The sequence below is a fragment of the Streptomyces sp. NPDC034670 genome (genome assembly GCF_055574875.1).
Genome location: NZ_JBVITR010000053.1, coordinates 1 through 18,137, shown reverse-complemented (window position 1 = coordinate 18,137; position 18,137 = coordinate 1). Strand labels below are relative to the sequence as shown.

15 protein-coding genes are annotated in these 18,137 nt (G+C 69.8%); 4 read left to right on the top strand and 11 right to left on the bottom strand.

Annotated features, from left to right (window positions below; genetic code table 11):
- Positions 1–391 precede the first annotated feature (391 nt).
- Positions 392–691, bottom strand: a complete 300-nt coding sequence (locus ACZ56B_RS27380; RefSeq protein ID WP_468796113.1) for a hypothetical protein — start codon at positions 689–691, stop codon at positions 392–394.
- Positions 692–1,143: 452 nt separating this feature from the next.
- On the opposite strand from ACZ56B_RS27380, the gene ACZ56B_RS27375 reads away from it, so the two are divergent.
- The 4 genes from ACZ56B_RS27375 to ACZ56B_RS27360 are packed head-to-tail and all read left to right on the top strand — an operon-like array spanning position 1,144 to position 4,862.
- Positions 1,144–1,674 (top strand): hypothetical protein, encoded by a 531-nt coding sequence (locus ACZ56B_RS27375; protein ID WP_468796110.1) that lies wholly within the window; start codon positions 1,144–1,146, stop codon positions 1,672–1,674.
- Positions 1,671–2,276 (top strand): toxin, encoded by a 606-nt coding sequence (locus tag ACZ56B_RS27370; RefSeq protein WP_468796107.1) that lies wholly within the window; start codon positions 1,671–1,673, stop codon positions 2,274–2,276. The genes ACZ56B_RS27375 and ACZ56B_RS27370 overlap by 4 nt, the downstream gene beginning before the upstream one ends.
- A complete protein-coding gene (locus ACZ56B_RS27365; protein WP_468796104.1) occupies positions 2,276–3,466 on the top strand; it encodes an MAB_1171c family putative transporter in 1,191 nt (396 codons plus the stop codon). The genes ACZ56B_RS27370 and ACZ56B_RS27365 overlap by 1 nt, the downstream gene beginning before the upstream one ends.
- Positions 3,459–4,862, top strand: a complete 1,404-nt coding sequence (locus tag ACZ56B_RS27360) for an FAD-dependent oxidoreductase (RefSeq protein ID WP_468796101.1) — start codon at positions 3,459–3,461, stop codon at positions 4,860–4,862. The genes ACZ56B_RS27365 and ACZ56B_RS27360 overlap by 8 nt, the downstream gene beginning before the upstream one ends.
- Before the next feature lie 200 nt (positions 4,863–5,062).
- Here ACZ56B_RS27360 and ACZ56B_RS27355 read toward each other — a convergent pair whose 3' ends face one another.
- From ACZ56B_RS27355 to ACZ56B_RS27310, 10 genes are all read right to left on the bottom strand, one after another.
- Positions 5,063–7,693, bottom strand: a complete 2,631-nt coding sequence (locus ACZ56B_RS27355; RefSeq protein ID WP_468796098.1) for an ATP/GTP-binding protein — start codon at positions 7,691–7,693, stop codon at positions 5,063–5,065.
- Positions 7,669–8,259, bottom strand: coding sequence for a hypothetical protein (locus ACZ56B_RS27350; RefSeq protein WP_468796095.1), 591 nt, complete (start codon positions 8,257–8,259; stop codon positions 7,669–7,671). The genes ACZ56B_RS27355 and ACZ56B_RS27350 overlap by 25 nt, the downstream gene beginning before the upstream one ends.
- A gap of 41 nt (positions 8,260–8,300) precedes the next feature.
- A complete protein-coding gene (locus ACZ56B_RS27345) occupies positions 8,301–9,407 on the bottom strand; it encodes a C40 family peptidase (RefSeq protein ID WP_468796092.1) in 1,107 nt (368 codons plus the stop codon).
- Between the two features lie 41 nt (positions 9,408–9,448).
- Complete coding sequence (locus ACZ56B_RS27340) at positions 9,449–12,259, bottom strand: hypothetical protein (RefSeq protein ID WP_468796089.1); 2,811 nt, start codon at positions 12,257–12,259, stop codon at positions 9,449–9,451.
- Positions 12,259–12,618, bottom strand: coding sequence for a hypothetical protein (locus ACZ56B_RS27335; RefSeq protein WP_468796086.1), 360 nt, complete (start codon positions 12,616–12,618; stop codon positions 12,259–12,261). The genes ACZ56B_RS27340 and ACZ56B_RS27335 overlap by 1 nt, the downstream gene beginning before the upstream one ends.
- Positions 12,615–15,311, bottom strand: coding sequence for an ATP-binding protein (locus ACZ56B_RS27330; protein WP_468796083.1), 2,697 nt, complete (start codon positions 15,309–15,311; stop codon positions 12,615–12,617). The genes ACZ56B_RS27335 and ACZ56B_RS27330 overlap by 4 nt, the downstream gene beginning before the upstream one ends.
- Positions 15,308–15,904 (bottom strand): hypothetical protein, encoded by a 597-nt coding sequence (locus ACZ56B_RS27325; protein ID WP_468796080.1) that lies wholly within the window; start codon positions 15,902–15,904, stop codon positions 15,308–15,310. The genes ACZ56B_RS27330 and ACZ56B_RS27325 overlap by 4 nt, the downstream gene beginning before the upstream one ends.
- Positions 15,901–16,245 carry a hypothetical protein gene (locus tag ACZ56B_RS27320; protein WP_468796077.1) on the bottom strand — a complete coding sequence of 115 codons (345 nt, stop codon included), beginning with the start codon at positions 16,243–16,245 and terminating at the stop codon, positions 15,901–15,903. The genes ACZ56B_RS27325 and ACZ56B_RS27320 overlap by 4 nt, the downstream gene beginning before the upstream one ends.
- Positions 16,245–17,180 carry a conjugal transfer protein gene (locus ACZ56B_RS27315; RefSeq protein ID WP_468796074.1) on the bottom strand — a complete coding sequence of 312 codons (936 nt, stop codon included), beginning with the start codon at positions 17,178–17,180 and terminating at the stop codon, positions 16,245–16,247. Before ACZ56B_RS27315 ends, ACZ56B_RS27320 begins: the two co-directional genes overlap by 1 nt.
- A gap of 426 nt (positions 17,181–17,606) precedes the next feature.
- A complete protein-coding gene (locus ACZ56B_RS27310) occupies positions 17,607–17,969 on the bottom strand; it encodes a peptidase inhibitor family I36 protein (protein WP_468796071.1) in 363 nt (120 codons plus the stop codon).
- Positions 17,970–18,137: the final 168 nt, after the last annotated feature.

The window sequence follows — 18,137 nt, the reverse complement described above, 5'->3', positions numbered from 1 at the left end:
GCAACTCTTGCACCGGTGGTCACGGCTGGTCCCGGGGGAGGGGAAAGCGGGCAGGGGCGCCCGGGTGCTCCTGCCCACGCCGAGGCCCAAAGCGTTCGAAGGACCCGCAGTCCGGCACTGCTCGACAGCACAGTGGTGCCTTGGCCTGGTCCGACCACAGGTGCAAGGGCCAGGGCCGGGAAGCAGTCGGGGGATAAGGCACCCAGGCACCGCGCGGCCCTCCGCGGAAGGCAGCAGTTGCGTGCGGGTCGCTGCGTGCCCTTTCACACGGTGCCGGTGACATAAGCCTGCCGACGAGGCTGGCCGGACGTTGGGGACGATCGGCCTTTGCCCGTGCTTCCAAGCCGCGTCCGTCGGAGGTGGGCAGGCGGCCCGCAAGCACTCAAGGGGATCAGGGCAAGTCCGGGCGGAGGATGTCGGAGTGCTGGTGCTGGACACGGCGCTGCGCTCCCACGGCGATCGCACGCAGACCACGCCGGGTCTTGGCCAGTGTGCGGGAAAGGTCGGCGAGTACCTCACGGGCGTCTCCGAGTGCGTCGTCGCAGCCTGACGTGGCGGGCTGCCACCGGCCCTGTTCATCGCGCTGGCGGCCGATGTCGGTGCACACGTCGATCAGTTGCGTCATCAGGGCCTGGAGCCGGTCGTTCCTCGAGGCGCTTAACTCGGCTGTCTGCAGATGCTGCGTGGTCAAGGGATCCTCTTTGGTGTTCCGGTGCGGCGGCATGGCCGGCAGCCGCAATGCGTCTGGGTCGGTCAGGGACGGTCCGATGCCGCCTGCGCAGCTGCGCGGTCGTGGACCAGGCACAGATGGCTGCGAACGGATCGTGGCGAGCACATGCATGTCTCCAGCGGTGATGGGGGCCAACAACGCTGTGGCACGAGTGGTTGTTACGGAACGTAGCTGTGAAGGTCGTTTCCGCTTGCGGGGGATCTTTCTACGCGCAAACCGCTCTGTCAACGATCGTTTTCGGCTAGTAAACGATCGTTGAGAGTTGGGGAGGCGGTCGCTAGGGTTCCTTGTGCACGGCAGCCGCCGCATCCCCAACTCCCGGGAGCCCCTTGGTGGAAGAGACCCCGTCCCTGCCGGAGACGCTCCAGCGCCTTCAAGCGATCATTCAAGCCCAAGGCCTGGACCGCTCCCAGATGCTCAACCCAACTGAGCTGGCGGCCAGAACGGCCCTGTCCGAGGACACGGTCCGCACCCTGCTGGCCGGCGGCCCCTCGCCGTCCGACACGGTCAACGACCGCGCTCGAGCCCGCATCAGCACCCTGGCCAAGGCGCACCTGCAGCGCAGCGGAAGGCGCATGTCCGATCTCGCCGCCGACATCTCCGGGGAACTGGGGATCTCCGAAAACTGGGCCCGCCAGATCTGCGAGGGCAGAAAGGTGCCCAATCTGGAGGTCACCCACGGGCTGGCCGAGTACTTCGACGTGGACGGAGGAGTGACTTTCTTCACCGCCCCGGCTGACGAGGCCCTCAGCCGTGCCCTGCAGCCGGTTCTGCACACGCTGGAGAAGCCGGAGAACGACCCTGTCCAGGCGCTGATGAACCGATACGGCGTCAAGGGAACGGACTTGCGGATGCACGGCTCCATGACGCGCAGACAGCTGGAGCGACTCCTGGAAGGAGTCTTCAGGTCGGTGCTGCCCGAGGAAGAGGACACAGGCCGATGAGCACCAGGGAAATGAAGGCCCTGCTGGCCGAACTCGGCAAAGAGGCGGCCAAATCGATCGAAAGGCCCGCGGAGCCGAAGGTCGTGATGCACGAGTTCTGCCGGGCGATGGCCGTGCGCCGCAACCGGCCCGTCCAGCTCCTCTTCCGGGCTTTTCCCCCTGACATTCCCGTCTCAGGCATGCGCTTGGACTGTGGAGACCGCTCCATCGTCGTGGTCGAGCAGAACACTCACCCAGAGGCCCAACTCGTCATCCTGGGACATGAGTTATGGCACGAAATACAAGACGACGGCGGTCATCACATACCCGGTGTGACTGCCTCCGCCCGAGCGCTCAGCCCGGACCGTGCGCAAGAGGTCGTCCGCGAGGCGGCGAAGCAGATACTCGCCGCCGCAGAGGTCCCGCGCGAGGCATTCCGGGCGGTGGCCGCCCGGGCAAACTCCGCGGAGGACCACGAAGTAGACGCGGAAACGTTCGGCCTGCTGTTCGGCCGTGAGGTACGCACCTGGATGAAGGGCCGCTACGCCGAAGGGCCGGTCAGCCCCGCCACCGTCGAAGGGCGCATCAACCTCTCGCTCAGCAACCGCACCGGAATCCTGTGATGAGCCCTCACTTCCACATCCCTTACGCGTTACCCACCGCCCTTCTGGCCCTCGCCTTAATCCTGAAGCTGCCCACCTTCGCGCGGGCCTGGCGCGACCCGGACGTGCGGGCCACGACCCTGCTGCTGACGTGGGCCACCGCCGTCCTCGTCGTCATCACGCCCGTCAACATTCACCGGCTCAACACGCTCACCGGCGTCCCGAACATCGCCTCACCCTGGGCTTACTCATTCCTCACCGCATTCTGCGCCACCGCACTGACCATGATCACGAGGTGGCGCGAAGAGCCCTCCGCGGAACGCCAGCGCAAGATGCGGCGCATTTACATCACCTATGCCTGCATCGTGGCCGCCCTGTGGCTAACCTTCTTCCTGGCCGACGCACCCGAGGAACGCATCTACGACCTGGACACCTACTACGCCAGCACACCGTGGATGCGGGAACACATCCTGCTGTACCTGGGCGCCCACATGGTGTCCTCCCTGGTTGCCGCCTACATGCTGTGGAAATGGTTCCCAGAGATCACCAATCGCTGGCTGAAAACCGGCGTCGTCTTCCTGCAGGCCGGCTTCGCCTCCGGCCTGCTATTCGACGTGGCGAAGTTCTGCGCACTCGGCGCCCGCTGGGCCGGCACTGACTGGGACGTTCTGAGCACCCGAACGGCACCTCCTTTCGCCCTCCTGGAAGCCATCCTGGTGGCTGTCGGCTTCACCATGCCGCAGGCCGGACCGTTCCTGCACCGCTGGCTTCGCGACCAGCGCGACTACTGGAGACTGCGGCCACTATGGCAGGCGGTACGTGTCCTCGCGCCGGCTGCAGCCACAGCACGCTTCGGACTCTGGACCCCCCTCGACCTGCGGTTGATGCAGCGCCAGCAGCGCATCCATGACGCTCTGCGCCTACTCGCCCCCCACTTCGATCACATCTTGTACCAGCGCACATACGAAGCCGCACTGACCACACACAGCGAAAAGACGGCTCGAGGAGTGGCCGGAGCCGTCGCCATCCAAGCCGCCATCAACGCCTACCAAACAGGCAGGCCGAGCATTGCCGGCGACGAAGTTCCACAGCTCGCCCCGCACGTCAGCGACCACATCCACGTCATCTCTCAAGCCATGCACCACCGCCGCACCCTGGACTTCCTTCGCCGACGGGCGACCGCCACAGAAAGTATGAACACGCATGCATGACACCCTCACAGCTCGCCGGCCAACCGCCATCGTCATCGGCGCCAGCGCGGCTGGACTCTTCGCCGCGACGGCTCTCGCCGAATTCGCCGATGTCACGATCATCGAACGTGACACCCTTCCCCAGGGACCTGAACCCCGCCGCGGCGTTCCTCAAGCCCGCCACGCACACCTGGTGTGGAGCGGCGGGGTCAAAGCCTTCAACGAACTACTGCCCGGACTGGTGGACGACATCGTCGCCCACGGCGCCAACCTGGTACAGGTCATGGGCGGCATGGTCTCCCGCGCGCCCAACGAGGTCTGGTTCCGACGCTTCACCTCCACCCACCACCACAACCTCGTCTGCTCCCGCGACCTGCTCGACTTCCTCATACGCGACCGGGTCCTCGCCAACGAGCACATCACGCTCCGCGAGAACACGACCGCGCTTGGCGTGACGGGCAGCGCCACCCGGATCACAGGAATCCGCCTACGCACCGGTGACAACGAACACAACCTCAGCGCCGACCTGGTCCTCGACGCCTCCGGCCGCGGCTCCCGCGCCCCACGATGGCTCAGTGACCTAGGCTTGCCCGAGGTCACCGAACGGGAAGTAAACGCCGGCGTCACCTACGCCACCCGTCTCTACCGCGCTCCCGGCACCAGCGCGGACATCGACTTCCCGCTCGTCAACGTCCAGGCCAACCCAGCCAAGGCCCCCGGCCGCGGTGGCATCATCCTGCCGATCGAGCACAAACGCTGGATCGTCACTCTCTCCGGCACCCGCGGCGGCGAACCCACCAGCGACCCGGACGCCTTCGTCGATTTCGCCCTCGGCCTGGACGATCCCGTCATCGGCGAAGTCCTCAAGGACGCCACCCCGCTCAGCGACGTCACCACCAGCCACGCCACTGCTAATCGACGCCGCTACTACGAGAAGATGAAACACTGGCCTGACGGCTTCACTGTCCTCGGCGATGCCATCGCCGGCTACAACCCTGTCTACGGACACGGCATCACCGTCGCTGCCCAGTGCGCCCTCGCGGTCCGCGACGTACTCCACACCACGAGCCTGCCCAACTCCGGCACCGCCCGCCGCCTCCAGCGAGCCGTGGCCCGCCCCGTCTCCGCGGCCTGGGATCTCGCCGTCGGACAGGACATCTTCTACCCCGGCGCCACCGACACACCACCCACCCTCCCGGAGCGATTCCTCGCCCGGTTCGTCGATCGTGCTGTCGCCACCGGAGCTCGCAACCCCCGCGCCCTAGGAGCCCTGCTAGACGTGATGAGCATGGAGAAACCCGCGACACGGCTGTTCTCCCTCACCGACATGATCATTCCCATGCTTTTTGGACCGAGGAAGCCCTACTTGCCGGGCCCGCCCCTGACCGAGGCAGAGCGCAAGACCACCCTCTCCTGATCAATCCACATGCGGAGCTGGCAGGCGTTCACTCCAGCCCTCACATGGTCATCGAAGACGACCCGCCGCGGCTGGGGCCTGCTCCGGAAGTGACTTGTGACCCGGGAATTCGACATGCTGCGGGCCCGTAGGTGACGCGGCTGGACGGCATGATCTGACGGACGAGGCACGGGCGGTGGTCGAAGCATTGCTGCCGGCGGTCATCTGTACTCCTTCTCCTGCGGTTGTTCGGCCGACGGTGTGGCAGCGCTACGTCGGCCAAGGAAGCTGCCCACCCGGTCGAGCTGGCCGGCGGCCCGGGCCGTGAGCTGCTCCAGGGGGGCGGCTCCGGCCAGGGTGCGGGCTGAGCGTTCGAGGGCAGCCGCCTGGTGCGGGCGGGCATAGTCGGCGAAGACGTCGTCGAGGTGGGGGCCGGTGATCCGGACGGGTCCGATGCGTCGTCCCTGGACGGTCAGCGACAGGTAGTGCTCGAAGCGGTCCAGGGCGGCGACCACGTCGGGGCCGGGGTCGTCACCCCACTCCGAGACGATCGGAGCGACGGCGGACCGGGAACCGGCGGTGATGGCCAGGGTGGAGGCGTTCTGCACGAGTGAGAGCCGTACCGCCATGGGCAGGCGGGCGAGCAGTTGGGTCATGCCGTGGACGTGCACCTTGTACTTGCGGAAGTCCTCGAACATCGCGGCGATGGTCTCCGGGGCGGCACCGGTCAATGTGATCAGCTCGTCGAAGTACGCCCGGAACGGCACCCGCTGCTCTTCCGGGATGTCGCGGCGGGAGCGCACCGCGCGCAGCAGGTCGCGGGCGAGGAGTGCGGTGATCAGCCGGTCGGTGGGGCCGTTGCCGCCCGGACACACCCACACGATCATCCGGGAGTCCATGGCGGTGCGGATGTTGTAGACCCCGGCAGGCTGACCGAGGAAGGCGCGGGTGACCGGGTTGGCGGCGAGCCGGGCGATCGGGTTGAGGACGACGGCGAACGCATCCGGCGGCAGCGTCGGGAAGACCACCTGCCACCAGGAGCGGGTCTCCTCATCCAGCCGTCCCTCCACCGCCGCGAGCGCCGCCTTGCGGAAGCCGGTGTCGGTGAGCAGGGCCCGCACATGGAAAACCGTCGCCTGGTCCTCGGGCCGCCCGGCCCGGCAGGCGGCCTCGTTGACTGCCACCAGGACGGCGACGGCGGCGGTGAGGATGGTCAGTGCGCGGGGTGCGCTGGCGTCGTCCCAGCCCAGCGCGGAGGCGTAGGCGTCCGTGACGGCTTCGACGACCTCATGCGCCACCTGGTCGTGGTGCATACCGATCGGATTCCATGAACTGACCTGCGGGGCGGGCCCGACGGCGTTCAGATCGATCAGCGCTATCCGCTCGGCCAGATGGGTGTGGGCCAAAAACGGCAGGGCGCGAGGCCAGGAGTCGCGGTGCGGGTCGACGAACATCAGCCCGCCGCCGGCGTGCGCCCAGCCGATCGCCTGCGCCAGGGCGCGTTCGGTCTTACCGCCGCCGGCCTTCCCCACCCCGACTTCGAACAGCGTCTCGCGCGCGTAGGTGGCGACCAGGCGTCGCCGTCCGTCCGGCGCTGTGTAGATGCCCTGCAGTAGCAGGCCGGGATTGCCGTACTCGAAGGCCGGCAGATCGGTGGCGAGCAGCGGCAGGCGGCAGTGCACGGTGGGCGGCTTGAGCAGACCGGTCAACTCCTCCAAGCGGACCCAGTTCGCCCGGGGCGGCTGACAGTGCCCCAGCTCCCAGCGCCGCTCGAAGCCCCGCCGGCTGGGCCAGCGGTCCACCCCGAACCGCCAGGGCCCCAGGCTCCATCCGCGCATCGCCCACCGCGCGCCACCACCGAACACATCGAAGGCGGCCTGGAGCTGGGCGAGCCGGGCCTGGGCACGGCCCTCGGTGTCGGAGGCGCACATCACCAGCAGCTGCACCCGCACCAGATGGTCGTCCTCGGCGAGCTTGCCCAGCGCCTCGGCCGCCTCCACCCGGCGCGGGACGGGCGGCATGACCAGACGGCGCCCACCCACGCCCCCGCCCTGCTTTCCTGTGACCAGCTGCTGCAGCTGCCAGGTCAGGGAGTCCTCAATCCCGCTGGCGTCCTGGCGTACCCAGCGGGCGGCCCGCTGCGCCTCGCGCCGCTCGACGCGGCGGGCCTGGGCCATCAGCTGCACACGACGCGCCCGCAGTACCCACTTCGGAGCGCGCTGGATGTCCAGGCGGACCTCGGCGAGGTCTCCCAGCTCCGCGCGCAGATCGGACACCGCATCAACGAGCGGCTGCAGCGGGTCGGGCTCAAGAGGCACCTCGCGCAGCGGCGCGGTGGGCCTGCCCCGCAGCACGAACTCGGCCCGCACCACGTACTCACGCGACTTGTCCCTGAGGGGAGAGGCCTTCTTCACGGTGACGTCCGGTCCGAACGGGGTGATCGACAACAGCCGCTGCGCTCCGGCCGGTCCCTCAATGCGGTAGCGCAGCGGCGCGGTGCCGTCCGCGCGCAGCCGGATCTGCACCGTCTTAGACCGGCGCGGCGCCCACCAGGGCATGGACGTGGAGGCCCTGGCCAGCTGCACCCCGCGGCGGAAGATCTCCTCCAAGGACGGGTCGAAGTGCCGTGAGGGCACCAGCTCCAGCGCCATCCGCTGAGCCGAGGCCTTCTTCGCCAGGCGGCGCACCACCATCTCGCCCACCGCCCAGCCGATCAGGGCGGCCGTGGCGGGCACCCACCAGTAGGTGATCAGCCAGCCGGCGGTGCGGGCGAGGCCGGTGAGCAGGCCGAACACCTCACCGAAGGCCGATGCGGCGGCCTGACCGCTCAGGTACGGGGCTGCGGAACCCATGCGGAGACTCCCTTCGCCGAAGCGGTGCGGGTGAAGTACAGGTCGGTGATGCGGCCGTCGCTGTAAGTGCCGCCGCGGTCGGTGCCCGCCCACACCAGGTGCACCACCGCCCGGTCCGGGCGCCCGTCGCGACGGGCGATGGCGGCCTGGATACGGAAGCGAGCGGTGGAGAATGCCGGCGCGACGGTCTCCTGCCGGACGAAGTGCGCGGGCCACCGGTTGCGGCCCTCGCCTGTCGCGTCGGCCCGCAGCAGTGCCCGGCCTGCCGTGAGCAACTGCCGCTCATCACCGGCCGGAAGGTCGGTGGGCCACGCGCTCTCCAAGGCCTGCTGGATGGCCCGGTCACCGGCCGCGCCCTCCCCGCGCGGCGGCAGCATCGATGCAGGCGCCGATCGGCCCGGTGCAGAGGCGGTCGCGCGAGCTGAACGGGAAGCTGGCGGGGCACTGCCGGTGAAGTGACGGCCGGCAGGGGCGGTCGCTGCATCCGCATGGGCCGGCGCGCTGGGTGGGTGCGGCATGGTCAGCAGGACGAGCCCGGCGACGGCCAGGGCCACGGCGGTGATCACCAGCGGACGCGGCGAACGAGGCGAGCGAGGAGAGTGCGTGTTCACAGCAGACGGGCCCCTCCCGCGTAACCGGACATCGCATCGACCGGGTCCAGACGGACGACGGTGCCGGGCCGGGGAGCGTTGACCATCCGGCCGCCGCCGACGTAGATGCCGACGTGGTAGATCGTCGAGTCCCGCCCGGGCGCGTAGGCGTAGAAGACCAGGTCACCCGGTTTCAAGGCGCTGGTGCCGCCGCTGGCGGGGATCCGCCGCCCCACACCGGCCTGGGCGGCAGCGGTACGCGGCAGACGGATGCCGGCCTTCGCGTAGGCGTAGGTGGTCAGACCCGAGCAGTCGAAGCCCTTGATACCTGTGCCGCTTTTGCCACTGGGGGAACAGCAGATTCCCGTGCTCGGCCCGTTCGCGTTGCCGCCGCCCCACGAGTACGGCACACCCCGCTGGGCGAGGGCCGCCTCGAGCACGGTGCGGACCTTCCCGGACATGTCTTTCAGGTCCGGACTCTTGGCAGCCGCGGTGTACTGGTCGATCCAGCCCAGCACGTTGGCCACGTATGCGCTGGAGCGGTTGTACTGGAAGAGCGCAGCCTTCAACTGGGAGCGCTGGCCCAGATCGCGGCCGCCTCCGCACAGGTAGACCGCGGCGCCGAGCGCGGCATCGTCGGCATTGTGCGGATTGGCCGTGCCGTCACTGCCTGCGTCCTGGCCCACGCCCTCCCAGGTGGAGGGCAGGAACTGGAACGGCCCGACCGCCCGCTCCCCGCTCGCGGTGCCGTCCCAGCGTCCGTTGTCGGTGTCGGGGAAGACGGTGATGTTGCCGCCGGCGCCGGAGCCGTTGAGGAGCACCCCGTAGATCTTCGGACGAATGTCCCCGCCCGCGCTGACGGTACGGCCGGCGGCGTGGTTGGACTCGACCTTGGCGATCCCGGCCAGGACCGGCCAGCGCATGCCCCGGCACCGGGGCACGTGCCGACCCACCCGCTGCACGGCGTTCTTGTACGCGGCGAGCATGCGCGGCGGAATGTCCGCAGCCGTACCGCCGTCGACGACACCACCGTCGCCGTTCGCAGCGCTCTGCAGCGCGACATAGGCACTGATCGCGTTCGAGACCGGAGCAGCACAGCACACCGCGGACAACAGCAGCAGCATCCCCAAGCACCCCCACCGTCCCAGACGGCGCCGCACGCGCCTCACTCCTGCTCACCGTCCTCGGACGCCCCGGGCGACTCCTGCCGGCCGCGCTCCTGGCGCAGCCGCTCGGCCTCGGGCGCGGTCCTGCGCATCAGCTCCTGCATCCGGACCCGGGCCTCCCCGCGTGCACGGCTGTGTGCACTGTCGCCGCCGGGAAGCACCGGCCCCGGAGCAGCCGAACCGTTACCGCTCGGGAGCCGGTTCGGTGACGTCACCGGTGCGCTTACCTGCGTGGCGCCGCCTTGGACTGGAGATACTGGCGCGCTGCTCTGTGTGGAGGAGGGCTGAGAACGGCTCGTGACACTGTCTGCACCTGCTGTCTGCTGCAGGGGGTCCGTCCGTCGCCCGGGAGCCGACGCCGGTGCGGTCGGGAGCCGGCGGCCGCCCGACGAAGCGGGCCCGCCCGGGGCGTCAGGGCTCTCCCGCAGCGCGCGGGAGACCTGCCGGGCGGTGTCGCTCCAGGCCCGGCCATCCCCACGGACGGTGTTGCCCCACACCCGCACCTGCTGGCGGGCGTCCTGGGAATAGCGCGAACCGACTGCCTTGGCCTGACGGACCGTGGCCGGCAGGCCGACGGTCGCCCCGTAGGCGGCCCGGCCGCCGCGGTGCAGGATGCGGTAGCCGCGCAACCGCACGAGCCGGTTGTGGGCGCGGGTGGACAGCAGGGTGCGGTCGGCATGCTGGTTGTGCAGGACCTCACCTGTGGCTGCGTCGATGATCTGGCCGTCGTCGTCGCGGTAGCGGTCACGCGGGCCGCCGGGCCTGTGCGGTCCTGCGCCCGGGCCTGCCAGCCCGCCGCTGCCCGGCCCGCCTGGTCCTTGACCGGGCGTGCCGCCGGCGTGCGGATCGTCGCCGTCGGCTGTGGGTTTTTGCCACTTGGCCAGTTGTTCTCGGTCCGGACGCTTGCCGATCAGCAACCAGTGGCCGCCCTTCGCGCCCAGCCGCGCTCCCAGCCCGCCCACAGCTGCCGCCGCGGTGAGTGGGGCGAGTCCGCGCCCGGCTTCGGTGCTCGCGTCGGTGAGGATCCGTCCGGTGTCGACGGGCATGCCCGCCCCGTCGACCAGGGAACCGAGGGCGCCCATGAGCCGCTGCCGGGTGCCGAGCATCCCGAACCGACTACCGCCGGTGAGGGCGCGCAGTCCGCCGCCGTACCCACCGAGTGCGGCGGGGGAGTTCATGGCCAGGGTGGCGCCGAGTTCGGAGGTGTCGCCGGGCAGGTGGGTGCCGCCGACCTTGGCGTAGCGCATCCGCATCGCCATGCGCCGGCCGAAGGAGCTGATGCCGGTCAAAAGCCTGCGGTGCCCGGCCGCCCCGGCGACGGCCAGCACGTCGATCAGCAGGATCCGCTCCACCATCAGATCGGGGCCGTCGGTGAGGGTGGCATCGACGGCAATCGCGAAGAACGGCACGACCGCGCAGACTGCGACCAGGGCGAGGACCGCGATGCCCCAGATCGACAGCCACTTCCACACCGACTGGCGTGCGGGGCCGGGCAGCATGGCGGCGACGAAGGTGATGCCGCCCGCGGCGGCGGCCGCCGCGCAGATGGCCTGGGTGCCGAGCAGCACGATGGTGCTGGACAGAAGCATGCCGCAGATGAACAGCGCGGCTACAAGCAGTAGCAAGGCTCCGCCGACCCGCCACCAGGTGGGCTTCTCGGCGTAGGCGGCCGATGCCTTGCCGACGTCGCCGGCCCGCTTCAAATCCTGCAGGAAGGCGTCAAACTCGCGGTCCTCGTCGGTGACGAGCGCGTTGGAGGCATTCAGCAGCTCGCCGCCGGGCGTGAGCGAGGGAAGAGCGTCGTCCGTTCCGGTGTCGCGCGCGATGTCCTCGCCGCTGGGGACGCCTTCTGCAAAGCCGCGCTCACAGTACGCCCTGCCGGGGCCCTTGATCTTGCTGCAGACGTCCTTTCCGCGGTCCGAGACCGAGACGTCGCCCGCCTCGTACCCGCCGGTGATCCACTTCAGATGGACGGCGTACGCCGTGCGATCGGCGGGCTTGGCCGGGTCGAGGATGCGCCCGTACTGCAGCAGCATGTACGGCTTGACGATCAGCGCATTGGTGACCGCGTCCTGAAGCGGCCGGGCGATGTCGGTGGAAGAGGCCGGCGTGGCGGCCTCCCGCCGGTAGCAGTCGGCCTCGGCGGCCCCCGTAGCGGTGGCGCACGGGGAGCTGCTGGCGAGTTTGCCGCCCCAGTCGTAGGCGTTGACGCTCTGCTGGGCGACCTCGGTCCCCACCTGCTGGCCCTGCCCCAGCGGCCCGTCCGTTGCGAGGAGGTAGTCCGGGCGGACGAACGCGGACGCGGCGAACGCCGCGATCAGCAAGGTCAGGAACATCTCCCCCAGGCCGCGGCCGATGCGGCCGCGCACCAGCAGGAAGCCGGTGAACACGAAGGACCACGCCAGCAGCAGCCCCTTCACCCCGAGGGTGTCGACGACGATGTCGTCGTAGACGTCGGCGACCTTCTGCGCGGGGACGGTGAGGATCTTCAGCAGTGGAAACCGGAACGCCACCTCGATCGCCCACCCGGCGAGGCCGGCCAGCAGCCGGATCAGGGTGAACAGCCCCGAGAGGGCGAACGCCAGAGCCTGGGATTTGAAGGCCACGATGGAGCCGCCGGAGGCGTTCAGCTCGTACCCGTTGATCGGCACACCTTCGGAGGAGTCGATGTTCAGCGGCGCGAGCAGACCCTCACTCTCACTGTTGCTGCCCGCCGCGTACACGACCTGGCTGTTGACCATCACAAACACACCGGCCAGCAGCATGACGAACCCAGCTGAGAGCAGCGTGCCGCGGTCTGCACGCACCATCAGCCCCGCCCCCGCCGCCCGACGGTCCGTCCCCGCCACGGCACGAGGGAGGCCAGGCCCACTCCGGCCGGCACCAGCCTGCTCACCGCTCCCGCGACGTCGTGGCGTCCGGCAGAGGCGGAGATCGTGAAGCTACGCTCGCAGTACGCCTTACCCGGCCCCATGATTGCCGCGTACGGATCCTGACGCGGGGCGGGGCGGTCCCCGGCGGCGAAGGCCTGCCCGGTGCGCGGCCACCAGGCCTCCGGCAGGCTCACCGACAGCACCAGGACGAGCACGCCGACGGCCACGACGATGACGGTGAGGACGCTCGCGGTGGCGGCGATGCGCCGGGAGCGGCTGGGGGAGAAGGAGCTCATGCGTAGGGTTCCTCTGGACGGCCACCTGGACGATCACCGGCGGTGGCGCCGGCGAGCGGCGCGGATGCGGGGGCGGTGGTACGGCGCCCCGGGGTGGTGGTGATGGAGGTGGCGATGCGCTCGATGCGGGGGATGACGGCCTTGACGCGGCCGGTGTTCTGCCGCGGGCAGGTCAGCAGGAACTCGCCCTCGCGGCCCTTCTGTCCGACCGGGGACAGGCCGGTGGTCACCAGCCGCACCAGCTCCGGGTCGGTGGGGTCCAGGCCGACGAACTCCAGCCCGCGCCGGGCCCGTTCACGGTCGGTGGTGCGGGCCAGTGCCCGGTAGGCCATCAAGCCCCGGTCCGGCCCGAGCTCTTCGGCGTCGTGGGAGCCGGCGATGAGGCCGGCGCCGTGCTTGCGGCCGTCGTGGAGGATCTCGTGGACCAGCGCGGTGCCCTCGGCCGAGGAGGTGAGCCAGTACAGCTCGTCCAGCACCACCGCGGTGAACCGCTCCGGGTTTTCGAACGCGGTCTGCCGGGCGATCGCGGCGATCAGGTAGAGCACCGCGCGGCCGATCAGCGCCTCCAGCGGCTGCTGGTGCAGCACCTCCGGCTTGTCGAAGGCCGCCTTGGGCGGCAGCTTCAGCCCGGTCGTGGTGATGACGATCAGGTCGGAGGCGCCGGAGGCGTCCAGCCGCACCGGCGGCAAGGCGGGGTCGAACACCATCCGAGCCAGGGGGTTGGTAGCCACGACCCGGATGAGGCCGGCCAGGGTGGCGGCCGCGTCCTGCCGCTTGCCCGCCTCCCGCGCGGCCATCTCCTGAAGAACTTCCAGCACGCGGTACATCGACGGCTGCTCGCTGGCGGAGGCCTGCTCGACGGCGTGGTGCAGCACCTCGCCGCTGGTGCTCATCGGCCCGATGCCCAGCTGCAGGGTGAGGTAGGACAGGGCGTAGTGGCGGCCCTCAGGACCGTCGAACATGCGCAGCGGGTCGATGGAGACCTCTGCCTGGGTGGCGTCGATGATCTGGTAACGGTCCCTGGCGGCGGTGCGCGCGAAAGTGGCCCACTCGCGTACCGGGGTGCGGTCGATGCAGATGGCGACCCCGCCGCGGGCCCACACCGCTTCCGTGATCAGCTTTTCCAGGACGCTCTTGCCGGCGCCGAGGTCGCCGACGATGCCCATGGAAGCGGAGGCGTCCTGCTTCGGCGCATCCGCCACGTTGATCATCACTGGGCGGGTGGTGCCGCAGTCCAGATCGATCCCGAGGAACATGCCGTTGGGATCGCCGACCTCCGCGGTGGTGAAAGCTCCGCCCAGTGCCCAGTCCTCGGAGAGCTGGTGCTGGGTGAACTCGCGCACCACCCCGGGCCGCACCGTGCCCGGCAGACCGAGCATGAACAGGGCTTCCTGCAGGCCGGCCGGGCGCACCGCCCGGTAGTCGGCGCCGCCCAGCAACGCCGCCAGCGCCCGGGCGCGGGCGTCACAGATTGCGGCAGTCGGCCCCCACACGGTCAGCACGGTGACGGACTGGACCTCGACTTCGACCGACGTGCGGGACAGGCGGGCGTCCAGCTCGCCCAGGTCTCGGGCGGCCTCGGTCAGCGAGGCCGGCATCCCCGTCGGGCGGGCGTCGTACTGGTCGGCCTGGTCGATCAATTCGTTCCTCTTGCGCCGCACCTGGTCACGGGCCTTCTCCGCGGGCACGAGGGTGAGGTCGATGGTGTAGTCGACGGGAAAATCCAGGGTCTCGAGCTGGGCGAACAGGTCGGCGGCGTCCTGACTGACGGCGGGCGGGCACTCGGCCAGCACCAGCTGCGCCTGATAGCCAACCCCGGCATCGGACTCGACCTGCAGCCAGCGCCGCCCCAGCGGCGAGGTGGTGTTCAGCCGCCACCAGGCCTTGCGGCCCGACCGGGTGATCGTGCCCGCGCTCTTGAGCTCGTCGACGTTGTCGAGGTCGGGGTCGATGCCGCCTTCCTGCAGGCGGACCTGGCCGAGGTCGGCGTAGCTGGGGGAGCGCAGCACACCGTCACGGATCTGCCCGCCGTACAGCTCGCTGCTCTCAGCCTCGGCCAGCAAGGGCTCCGCAAGGCTGCGGTGCAGGGCGTGTTGGATCATCCACACGATCTCCGCCGGGCGGGCCGGGCGGAAAGCGATGCCGCCGGCGAGCGCGGCCTCCACCCGGGAGGCCTGCTCGCGGTAGGCACTCACCTCCCGCCGGGCCACGGGAGCGGCCCGCATGCCCAGCATCGGGGCGACGTCCGCCCACATCGCTCCCAGCGAGGCAGCCAGCTGACCACCCGCGGCATCGCTTAGCAGCGGCACCGCCAGCCACAGGGTGCGGCGGTGCATCTCCTGGCCGTCCAGCAGATCCAGGGTGGCCTCGACGTTCTCCACCCACGGATGCGGCTGTCCGCCCGGCGCCTGCTCGGCCGGCTCGAGGCCCTCGATCATGCGCAGGGCGATCTCCCCGGCATCGACCTGCGCGCACAGACCGAACAAGCGCGGCGCCCCGGACAGCGAACGCACCAGATGCGTGATCTTGGTGAGCTGTTCGTCGCGGACCGCAGCCGGCACATAGGTGCCCTGCACGGTCTCCTCACGCCGCCCCCGCGCGTCGGGGCCCGGGTGCAGCCGGTAAACGGCCCACACGCTGCCGTGTGTCGACCACACCAGATGCCCGGCGATATGACGGATCGGCACCCTCATCGCACACCCCTGCCCCGCTCGGCGAGCGCGAGCAGCTGCTGTACCCCCGACACCGGACCCACCGGCTCCTGGCGCGCACGTACCGCCGGGCGCCGCGGCGTGGGCGTGCGGGGCACCGCGCTCCGGCACGGCCTCCGGCCGGCAGCGTGCTGCGCGGTCTGATCCGGTACGGCCGCAGACGACAAAGAGGGGGCAGCGCCGTGCTCGATGGTGGGGATGCCTTCGACGGTGAAGCCGCCCAGCAGCGCGCGGGCAGCACGGTCCCGGGCGGCGCGCCCGCCGATCCGCCCGCCGTGCGGCTGCCAGGCCAGCAGCACCCAGCCCAGCGCGGCCTGCAGCGGGGCCCGCCCCCCGATCTTCGGGCGGCGCATCGCCCAGATGACCAGCGCCCAAGCCGCGATCGGCACCGGTCCCATCCATGACCACAGCGGGATCGTCTTGATCAGGAGGAAGCCGCCGCCGACAGCGACCGCGATCTGCGCCGGAGTGTAGGGGCCGAGCGGGATTTTCCAGTCGGCAACCTTGCCCAGCACCCACGGATGACGACGGGCCGCGGTGTAGAAGCGTCCGACCCGTCCTGCGGTCGCGCTCACAGCCACCCTCCGGCACCGATGGAGTGCTCCCGGGAGAGGAGAAGCGGATCGGCACCGCGCGCGGGGCCGGGGACGGCGGGGGCGCCCTGGGCGGGGTTCTTCACCTCGTCCTCGAACATGTCCGCCAGGTCCTCGCGGGAGTTGTACAGCCCCAGCGCGATGATCATCAGCAGCAGGGCGCCGATACCGGCCTTCAGACTGAACTTCTGGATCATGATGACGACCACCAGCACGACCAGACCGGCCTGCAGGCCCTTGGTCGCCCAGTCCTCGAACATGGTGATCCAGCTGTCGCCGAGGTCATCCAGCTGCCCGGCGAGCACCACACCGTGCACCCCCATCACGACCGGCCCCCCTTCTTGGCGGACCCGGACCCGAGCGCCACCACGTCCCACCTGCCCGAGCGGGCCGTGAGCTCCATCTCGTAGGCCAGCGGCCAGCGCCCGGCTGCGTCGCGGGCCTCCACCTGCGCCAGCACACGGACCGTGGTGCCGTCGTCCGGCACCTTCTCCCCGGCCGCGGTCTCCTCGAGGGCGAGAACCTGCCGGACGGTAACCGCGCTGTACGGGGCAGGGGAGACGGCCGACAGCTTCACGCCGGGCGCGAGATAGCGCTCCACCTCACCGGCGTCGGTGAGGTAGGCGCCCAGGAACTGCCCGACCGTGGAGGACAGCTCCCCCTCCGGGACCCTCACGCCGTACGGCGACTTCGTCACCTCGGCCCGGCTCGGGCCGGCCACCACACTCGGCGCTTCGGTCACCGTGAACGAGCCGCCGTCGTCACTGGACGCCACCGGGACGGCGAAGTAGCGCATTGAGGCGTCGGCGTACTGCGCAGCCACCGTCACCCACCACCGGCCGGCCTCGTGCTGCGCACTGCGCACCGCGGTCACCGATTCCAGCCGCGCGTGCGCATCGGCGGCCCGGTCGGGCAGCTCGACGTCCGGCGCCAGCGACTGCGCAAGCCGGGCCTGCGTAGTGGCGGTGTCGTCGGCGCTGCTGCGCAGCCACGCACCGACGAACAACTGCGCATAGCCCGACGGGTCGGCCGCAGAGGTTGCCGTGGTGCGCATCGTGGTGGGCGTGGACTTCGGGATGGCCGCGACCGTGGTCGGGCCAGAGACCACCGCCGCGCCCAGGGCGACGGGCCCGGCCGCGATCGCGGTGAACAGGACCAGACGCGACAGGCGTACGCGGCGGCGCATCTTCTCCAGCCGGACGCCCGCGGCCACCACAGTCGCTGCTTCGGGTTCGGTGGCCTGCTTGCCAGGAGACATGGTCAAACTCCCAGGTCATCAACGTGTACGTGCTGACCTTGAGAGAACCCGCCGACCCCGACCAGACCACCGACCATGAACCCCCGACCACGGTTACGAAGAGGACACAAAACCCGTGGTTGGTCTCATGGTGGGGTCGCCCCTGAGACCAACCACGACCTCCGAGACCGGACCGGCAGCGACGGCTTACCCCAGGCCGATCGCCCCGGAGACCACCACGACCGTGACCGTCGTCTTGTTCTTGGTCCTGGTGTGGTCGACCCCGGCCGACCGCGGCCCCCGGCTGTTCCGGACTGTTCCTCAACCCGCGCCGGGGACAAAGTGTTGCTGGCCGACGACAGACGGGCACTTCTCCCGTCCAACGTCGGATACAGAACGCGAAACGGTCTGCCGACTCTGTCGGCAGACCGTCATGGAAGTTCGGGGCTAGCAGTTGCCGTCGGTCCGTGCGAGGTATACCGACTTGCCTGTGATGTTTCCGTTCTTCAGGCCCGAATCGATGCAGAAGGAGCCACCGGTCCCGTTCGTGCCGATGGCGATCGCAGCATCGTTCCCGCGATTGTTGTAGACGGACCTCGCTGTGAATCGGAGATTCTGCCAGTAGCCCTCGTCCTGGAACTGAAGCTTTTCCCCGAACCCGCCTGTTTGGCTGTAGATGCACACCCAGCCGTACGAACAGTTGTCGTACGCGCTGATCGTTACAGGTTGAGCGGATGCTGCCGGGATCACCAGCCCAACGCTCATCGTGGTCGCTGCTGCGACGATAGCTAACCGGGAAACCTTGGACATTAAAGCTCCCTTCTGTGTTTTGAACTGGGCGAATCAAACTGCCTGTTACCCGCCCAACTGTAGTCATTGAGCACCTTAGAGTTCCTAACAAAGGCGTTGGACGTGGCGGTGGGTGATGAGGCAGGTGGCGAGGCCGAGGAAGGCTTCATGGATGTCGTCGCGTCGTTC

Bases quoted from the DNA above. Each gene is read 5' to 3' on its own strand.
- ACZ56B_RS27360 (WP_468796101.1), top strand. From the start codon at position 3,459: ATGCATGACACCCTCACAGCTCGCCGGCCAACCGCCATCGTCATCGGC.
- ACZ56B_RS27355 (WP_468796098.1), bottom strand. From the start codon at position 7,693: ATGGGTTCCGCAGCCCCGTACCTGAGCGGTCAGGCCGCCGCATCGGCC.
- ACZ56B_RS27340 (WP_468796089.1), bottom strand. From the start codon at position 12,259: ATGGTGCGTGCAGACCGCGGCACGCTGCTCTCAGCTGGGTTCGTCATG.
- ACZ56B_RS27335 (WP_468796086.1), bottom strand. From the start codon at position 12,618: ATGAGCTCCTTCTCCCCCAGCCGCTCCCGGCGCATCGCCGCCACCGCG.
- ACZ56B_RS27330 (WP_468796083.1), bottom strand. From the start codon at position 15,311: ATGAGGGTGCCGATCCGTCATATCGCCGGGCATCTGGTGTGGTCGACA.
- ACZ56B_RS27365 (WP_468796104.1), top strand. From the start codon at position 2,276: ATGAGCCCTCACTTCCACATCCCTTACGCGTTACCCACCGCCCTTCTG.
- ACZ56B_RS27315 (WP_468796074.1), bottom strand. From the start codon at position 17,180: ATGTCTCCTGGCAAGCAGGCCACCGAACCCGAAGCAGCGACTGTGGTG.
- ACZ56B_RS27370 (WP_468796107.1), top strand. From the start codon at position 1,671: ATGAGCACCAGGGAAATGAAGGCCCTGCTGGCCGAACTCGGCAAAGAG.
- ACZ56B_RS27375 (WP_468796110.1), top strand. From the start codon at position 1,144: ATGCTCAACCCAACTGAGCTGGCGGCCAGAACGGCCCTGTCCGAGGAC.
- ACZ56B_RS27310 (WP_468796071.1), bottom strand. From the start codon at position 17,969: ATGTCCAAGGTTTCCCGGTTAGCTATCGTCGCAGCAGCGACCACGATG.
- ACZ56B_RS27320 (WP_468796077.1), bottom strand. From the start codon at position 16,245: ATGGGGGTGCACGGTGTGGTGCTCGCCGGGCAGCTGGATGACCTCGGC.
- ACZ56B_RS27345 (WP_468796092.1), bottom strand. From the start codon at position 9,407: ATGCTGCTGCTGTTGTCCGCGGTGTGCTGTGCTGCTCCGGTCTCGAAC.